The organism is Candidatus Angelobacter sp. (genome assembly GCA_035607015.1).
Classification (GTDB): domain Bacteria; phylum Verrucomicrobiota; class Verrucomicrobiia; order Limisphaerales; family AV2; genus AV2.
The window spans coordinates 1-6,721 of sequence record DATNDF010000443.1; the positions used below are offsets into that span (position 1 = coordinate 1).

The window sequence follows — 6,721 nt, forward strand, 5'->3', positions numbered from 1 at the left end:
TGACGATGTCCGCGTCCTTCAAAAAATTCCTGCACCGGTGGCTCATCAATACTTTCGCCGTCATGGTCGCGGTCAAGACCGTTCCCGGTATCGAATGCAGCAGCATCGCGGCATTGTTCGGCGCGTCGCTGCTGCTGGGCATTCTCAATGTGCTCCTGCGGCCCTTGCTCTGGCTGCTTTCGCTGCCGCTGGTGATCCTTACGCTGGGACTGTTCACGCTCGTCATTAACGCGCTGCTGCTGTATTTCGTCGGCTCCCTGGGGAGATCGTTCGTCGTCGCCAATTTCTGGGCCGCCTTCTGGGGATCGCTCGTCATCAGCCTCGTCTCGCTGGCGCTCAACTCCATCACCGGCACCAGCACCCGCCGGATCGAGTTTCGCCGCGGGAAACCGCGCCCGGGCGGGAACGACGGCGACGGGCCGGTGATTGACGTCTGACTCAACGGCGCTGGTAGGCCGCGCGCAGCGTGGCCACGCCCTTCGCGAGAAAGTCCTTTTCAAAGTCGGTGATGAAGCCTCCCAGTTCCGCCGGCGTTTCCGTGAGCAGGAAGTTCGCGTGGGCGGCGAATGCCGCCGTCATCTGCGCGAAATAGTCTTCGTCGTCGGTGCGCAGGTAAACCGTGCCGCCCGGTGCCAGCGTCCGGTAAACCAGTCCGGCAAAGCGCTCGTTGACGAGCCGGTGTTTGCGATGCCTCCGTTTCGGCCAGGGATCGGGAAAATAAACGTGCAGGGCGGTGACTGTTTCCGGCGGCAGCAGGTATTCGACGAAGTAAGAGGCTTCGATGCGCACCAGCCGTAAATTGGCCAGACCGGCGCGCAATCCTTTGCGGTCGATTTTCCGCAGCCGGCCGAGCAGCCGTTCCACCGCGAGAAAATTCCGGCCGGAGTACCGTTGCGCGTATTGCACGGCAAACGAACCATCTCCGCTGCCCAGTTCAACCTCGAGCGGCTGGGCGCGCAGGAACAGCTTCCCAGGCTCCAGAGGTTCGAGGATCGAAGTCAGCCGGTAAATCAATGTTCCGTCCCGGGAGACGGTCGGCGGCGGGTTCATTGAGGTCTATTTCTTCACGAAAAGCGCCAACGAAGCCGTGTAACCATGCAGAAAATTGCGGTCGCCCACCGGCCCGATTTCACCGTTGCAGAAGAAACCCGCCAGACCCATCGGCCCGAGATTCTGCTGAACGAGTCCCGCGTCGTGGTCGGTCCGGCCGAACAGGCGGTGTCCGCGGCCGTTGCAACTGCAGAGACATCCACCGTAAATTCTGGCGCCGCCCAGCCGGACCTTCGCACTGGCCAGCAACTCCGCCAGGTCCTTCGTCGCGGCCGCCGCGTCCCGTCGCTGAAATTGAATGGTCTGGCCCGGGCGTGGCAGTGCCCCGACCGCGATGGCTCCCGAGCGCGGGTCCGCGCCAAGCAGATTGCGAATCAGAAAATCGCCGCGGCGGAATTCCTCGAGATACTCGTTGATCACGAGGCCCACGAACACGTTGCCTTGCGCCTGCTTCTGTTCCGGCGTGGAGAGCCTGTCCAGGGTTTCGGCCAGGACCTGGTAGGCCGGACGGTTGCCGATCTGATGGATGACGTTCCGCTCGACCCGCGTGATGGTCCAGGTGTCTCCGATGGGGGTGCATCCCTGCGAAATGACACCATCCAGCCTGACATCACCGGCGAACGAAATCGCCACGCCGCCGTCCTCGAACACATCGCCGTTGAGATAAACCTGCGCGCCCGGTCCGCGATGATCGCCGCTGGCCAGTCCGCCCAGTACCGGCAGCGGCGCGTAAGCCTCGTTCCAGCCGCGCAGCCAGCCCTCGACGTCCAGATGAAACGGGTCGGCGAAGATCAGCCAGCCGTTGGTCTGCTCCTGGCCAAGGCCGGTTTCCAGATGCCAGTAGCCGGGACCATTGGCCTCCTCGACCTGTTGCTGGGTGAAACGGATTGACTTCAATTCGGCGCCCGGCAGGGCGAACAAGGCGGTCACCAGGCCGGGCGCGTCTTCAATCTCCCGGCCGTCAACGATGAGGCTGGCGCTCGAACAGCCGGCCAGCAGCGGAATGTGGGCGTGGACCCGAAGAATCTCCAGCACCTGCGCCGCGTGCGAAAAAAAGCCGGGCGTCATGAACACGAGGCCGAGCGACACGCGTGTTGACCGGAGCTGTCCACGCAACTGCTCGGCCCAGGATTGAAGTCCGGCTTCGTCAAATTCGCCCTTCCAGTGAGCCGTGACTGCGAACTCGTCTTGCATGAGGAAAAGTTAGCGGGCTGACGCACAATGGCAAATCCGAAGCGTTGCGAGGGCCGGTATTCCCTGGTTTCCTAGGACGGCGCAACGACCACGCGCTCCAGACTACGAGCCCGGTCGGATTACGAGGTCAACCAGTTCACCCGGACGCACGTTCAATCCGACCGGCAGATCGAGCAGGACCGGCAGCCCGCGGTCCATCGCCGGGACGGAACCACGCAGACGAAGTGGAGCGGTGAGGAGTTCCATCTGCGCCCCCACCTGTAGAACTTTCGCCGTCGCCGCTGTGCGGTGGGGACGGCGGGCGTACACCCGAACGAGATCACCGACTTTTGGCTCGAAGGCCAGGGGCTGCCGCAGGTAACCGATGATGTGCTGCGAGCGCGGCGAGCTGATGCTGAAGATCGGCTCGCCGGACACGATGGTCTCGCCGTTGCGCCGGTACACCTTGTTCACGGTGCCGTCCATGGGCGCTTTGAGCGTGAGCGGAGTGAGCTGTGCCTCGGTGAGCCGGAGTTTTTCATCCTGAACGGCGATGGCCGCCGAAATGGCCGGGCTGTTGGTCTGCGCGTTTTCCCAGTGTTGAGGCAACTTCAGGTCGCGAAGTTTCAACTCCATCTCGGAGACCAGTTTTTGTCGTTCGTCAACCTCGGTGCGCAGGGCGTCGCGATCACGCAACGCGACATCATACCCGAAGTCGCTTCTGCCGCCTCCAATCGGCGCGCCCTGTGCGACAATTTTCTCGTCGTACAGCCGCTTGACCCGTTCCAGCTCGCTGTTGGCGAACTCGAGACGCACCCGGGCGGACGCCAGATCAACCCGCTGCACCAGCCAGCTCAGGCGGAGTTGTTCGTAATTCACGGCGTCCCGGTGCTGGTTGAGGATGGGGGCCATCTCGGTTTTCAAAAGCTCCACCTCGGCGCGGATCACGGCCAGAGAGGATTCCAGAACCTTCGGATCCGTCGTTATGACCCGGGCAACCACATCGCCGGCCCGAACCGTCTGGAACAGCTCCACGCGCAAGTCCGCGAGTTGTCCGGGCAGCCAGCTCGCCACGTTCTCCTGGATGGACTCGACTTCCCCCGTGAAGGTGGTGGGCGCGAGGTTTTGGGTCCACATGATGAATATCGCGACGGCGGCAAGTGCGAACACGATGATTGGAATCCGCTGAAGCCGGAAATCCTTCCGTCGTTGCGACGGCGGCGTCGGGATGAGAGGCAGCGGGTTCATCGGTCAAATCTCTGATTCTTCCTCGGCCTTGAGCCCCGTCACACGCGACACCCCCTGCATGGCGCGCAGCTCGGTCAACAGGTCATCGAGCCGGTCCGGGTCGCGCATCAACAAACGGTAGGAAAGGTCCGTGCCTTCGTACCCTTCGTGGGAACGCTGGCTTGCGCAAATGGCCTTGCGGCTGTGCCGGTGAAGCAGGTTGCGCAGGTCGCCGAGGTCCGCCAGCGGACGCGCCCAGTGCAGGTTGATGATCGTGTCGTAGCGGTGCCGGGTGCCAAACGCGGTGAACCAGAGGTAAAACAATATGGAGGACAGCAGCAGACAGCCGAATATCGCCGTGGCGAATTTCATGGTGCCGGCCGCCATGCCGATGACGATCACGCACAGGATGTAGGTCGTGTCGAGCGTGTCACGGAGAATATTGCGAAAGCGGACGATGGCGAACACAGCCATCAAACCAAAGGCCGTCACCAGATTGTTCGACAACACCATCATGACCATCGCCACAACCACCGGCATGACGATCAGCGAGGTCACAAACGACCGTGAATAGGAAAGACCCGTGTGCGTGAACATGTAAACCCAGGCGATGACATGGCCACCGGCGAAGGCCAGTAGCAGGCCCAGAATCATTGCGGGAACGTTGGTGGGGACGGCGGCGAAGTCGCCGCGAAAAAAATCGTCGATCATGGGACTGCTTTGCCGCTGAGATGGGCTGACCTGCCGCCGCCTGCGGCGGCGGCCGAATCCCGAAGTTTGCTTTCCTGATCAGCCACCGCAAACGCGCGACGAAAGCGGTGTTGGCCGATGAGCGTCACCCCTTCCACGTATTTGGCGGCGCCGCATTGCATCAGGCCGAACACCCGCACCAGCTCTTTGAACCAGTCGGGAAACCGGTCCGTGAATTTAAGCTCCAGCACCACCTCGTTGCCGAAAACGATGACCGGGTCGCGCAATTCAGTGGTCAGACGCGCCGTCGGCTCCGGCTCGCATGTCACCGCGCGGTCCATGGTGACGCGAACCGAATTGTCGCGCGGACTGATCCACGCCTCGCGCGAGTAGGCGATGTGCGCCCTGGGTTGGGCGCGAATGCTGTGCAACAGCCTGCAGAAATTCTGCAAGGCGACCAGTTGGCGGGGATCTTTTGAAACCAGATGCGCGGGTTCCGGCAACTGCCCGGCCAGCAGCCAGTTCACCGCGTCGCGCCGCACGCCCCCCCGCTGCTTGGCGATGATGCTGTTCATGCGCCGCTTGATCTCAAAGAACACCGGGGCCTCCGGCCGGTTGTCGTAAAAGCGAAGACGGAGTTTGTAGCGGTTTTTGTCCCCGTTGATCGTGGTCTGGTAAAGATGCAGGTCGTCGGAGTCCAGATACAAACTGTGCACCGGATAGGAGAAGTCCGGCAGCGTGGCTCCGTACTCGTCGATTTCCAGATAGCTGCTGACAAAATCCCGCGCGGCAAGGGCGGTGTCTTCTTTGATGATGTATTTCAACTCAAACCGCTGCTGCTGCATTTTGTCTTCGGCCATAACAACAATCCACCGCGCCTGTTTGTTCCGGGTATCGCGACGCGGCATCGTCACGCAACCGTCACGGTATTGTCAAGTTTCGGTGCCGGACAGCGCCCTGCCCGCGCGCGCACCGTGAGCACGGGATGCCGGGTGTGTCAGGGATGTTCCCGACCTGCATCGCCACGACCATCGCCGGCCTTTACAGACGGCGCATCAGTGAACTTAGCAGAAGAGGTGCCACGGAAAATTGGAATGCGGTTGCCCTGTTACGGTCGAACGGCCCAGTGAGTCTCTGATTCAGCCCGGCCTTCGGAGAATGACGGTTGCCGGTGTCATGGCAAGGGGGGCGCGCTGCATTCGTCAAAACGGCCTGAATCCCGGAATTAACGTCGTTCTGGATTTCTCCGGCACCGGGGACAATTCGCTTCCGCGCAAGCCCGCAACGGTGCCACGCGTGCCGCCCGGGCAGGGCACCCGTCACCGGTTCACCAGATTCACGAAGCGTTGTGCGCGGTCGCGCACGACAAGATTGATCCGTGCCGGATCAAATCCGTTCCGGGCGTAATATCCGAACCTGGTGTTCCAGAGGACGTACATATCGAAAGGCGCGGGCTCTCTCCCTGTCTTTTCGCGAAAGTAATGAGTCAGGTAGTTCCAGTGCTGCCGCGCCACCTGCAGCGAGACGTCCGGGTTCTGATAGTCCCTCGAACTCGAGTAATTCTTCCACACCGCCGGGTGAATCTGATACCGGCTCACTTCGCCCGCACTGCCGACGCCGCGGTCGTCGTTCCCGCTTTCAATCATCCCCAGCGCGAAATAAATCTTTTCGTTCCAGTCAGGAGGATTGAAAAAGGAGTCCTGCGCGGTCGGACTTCTCTGCGCCAGACAGGTGAGCTGCGCGGCCAGACAGGCGGCGATAGGTACGCAAAACGAGCCGAAAACCCGGTAGCTGGATCGGAGGTCGAACATTTTCCGCCACGAACGCAAACATGAAAGAACGGCTAACTTTGGCGGAGGAAGCATCCAAAATCAATCCACGAGATATGGTGGATGACCGTAATGCCGGCCCCAAATATGGTAATGTCTCAGAGCTGGCGGCGCATCAGGCCTTCTGCGGACCCGAAGCCGTCGGCGACTTTGGTCGGCGATGCAGGCGGCGAAAAGCCAGAGACCAGGGTGAAGATACGACGCGCTCGCGTGCGTTTGGAACTGCCCGTTGCGCGCGTGGGACGCGGGCTCGCGCTTTGTGTGTTCGCGGTTGAGTCGGCACCCGGCGATTCGCCCGAAGAATTCTGCATGCGCTCGTTCACGCGCGATTGGACGCGGAGCAATCGACAAAAATTCAGCTGTGCGAAGGTCTGCAAGAAATCGCGGAGTCGGACTCGAAATGTCAGCATGTCTCGCCTGATGATCGTCGATAGACGGCACAAACGCATTGGCGAGGTTCACCCCGGAATTGGTGCTTCTTCCCGTTCCGCGCGGTCCGACAGTGAGTTTATCTGTCTGGCGAACGGACCAGGAAATGAAATCCTCCGGTCTTATGATGGTTCACCGCCGTTATCCCACGGACGTGCAAAATGAAAACAACCGGCGGCAACGAGCACGGAAATTACTGTGATGATGGTCGCCTGAAAGCCGGGACGCTTCAGGTCGTCGAGCAGCTCGTCGATCAGCAGTCCGGATTTACCGTAGAGCGCCCCCATCTGTCGTCGTTCGGCCTTGTTGTAACCGGCCATGGA

General features: G+C 61.2%; 8 protein-coding genes. 1 reads left to right on the forward strand and 7 read right to left on the reverse strand.

Annotation, left to right across the window (positions count from 1 at the left end):
- The coding region (locus tag VN887_17810) for a phage holin family protein (protein ID HXT41869.1) at positions 1 to 437 on the forward strand (437 nt) is incomplete at its 5' end.
- Between the two features lies 1 nt (position 438).
- On the opposite strand, the gene VN887_17815 is transcribed toward VN887_17810, so the two are convergent.
- From VN887_17815 to VN887_17845, 7 genes are all read right to left on the reverse strand, one after another.
- On the reverse strand, positions 439 to 1,050 hold the full coding sequence (locus VN887_17815) for a tRNA (guanosine(46)-N7)-methyltransferase TrmB (protein ID HXT41870.1): 612 nt from the start codon (positions 1,048 to 1,050) through the stop codon (positions 439 to 441).
- A 6-nt stretch (positions 1,051 to 1,056) separates the two neighbouring features.
- Positions 1,057 to 2,244: an FIST N-terminal domain-containing protein gene (locus VN887_17820; protein ID HXT41871.1), complete on the reverse strand. Its 1,188-nt coding sequence runs from the start codon at positions 2,242 to 2,244 to the stop codon at positions 1,057 to 1,059.
- Positions 2,245 to 2,346: 102 nt separating this feature from the next.
- On the reverse strand, positions 2,347 to 3,471 hold the full coding sequence (locus VN887_17825) for a hypothetical protein (protein ID HXT41872.1): 1,125 nt from the start codon (positions 3,469 to 3,471) through the stop codon (positions 2,347 to 2,349).
- A 3-nt stretch (positions 3,472 to 3,474) separates the two neighbouring features.
- The gene (locus tag VN887_17830; GenBank protein HXT41873.1) at positions 3,475 to 4,161 is read right to left on the reverse strand and encodes a DUF4956 domain-containing protein; all 687 of its coding nucleotides are present in this window, start codon (positions 4,159 to 4,161) and stop codon (positions 3,475 to 3,477) included.
- A complete protein-coding gene (locus VN887_17835) occupies positions 4,158 to 5,000 on the reverse strand; it encodes a VTC domain-containing protein (GenBank protein HXT41874.1) in 843 nt (280 codons plus the stop codon). The genes VN887_17830 and VN887_17835 overlap by 4 nt, the downstream gene beginning before the upstream one ends.
- A 459-nt stretch (positions 5,001 to 5,459) precedes the next feature.
- Positions 5,460 to 5,951: a hypothetical protein gene (locus tag VN887_17840; GenBank protein HXT41875.1), complete on the reverse strand. Its 492-nt coding sequence runs from the start codon at positions 5,949 to 5,951 to the stop codon at positions 5,460 to 5,462.
- 569 nt (positions 5,952 to 6,520) lie between these two features.
- On the reverse strand, positions 6,521 to 6,721 hold a 201-nt coding region (locus VN887_17845), incomplete at its 5' end, for a hypothetical protein (protein ID HXT41876.1).

Excerpts from the sequence above, each read along its gene's own strand:
- VN887_17815 (HXT41870.1), bottom strand. The coding sequence starts at position 1,050 with ATGAACCCGCCGCCGACCGTCTCCCGGGACGGAACATTGATTTACCGG.
- VN887_17820 (HXT41871.1), bottom strand. The coding sequence starts at position 2,244 with ATGCAAGACGAGTTCGCAGTCACGGCTCACTGGAAGGGCGAATTTGAC.
- VN887_17825 (HXT41872.1), bottom strand. The coding sequence starts at position 3,471 with ATGAACCCGCTGCCTCTCATCCCGACGCCGCCGTCGCAACGACGGAAG.
- VN887_17830 (HXT41873.1), bottom strand. The coding sequence starts at position 4,161 with ATGATCGACGATTTTTTTCGCGGCGACTTCGCCGCCGTCCCCACCAAC.
- VN887_17835 (HXT41874.1), bottom strand. The coding sequence starts at position 5,000 with ATGGCCGAAGACAAAATGCAGCAGCAGCGGTTTGAGTTGAAATACATC.
- VN887_17840 (HXT41875.1), bottom strand. The coding sequence starts at position 5,951 with ATGTTCGACCTCCGATCCAGCTACCGGGTTTTCGGCTCGTTTTGCGTA.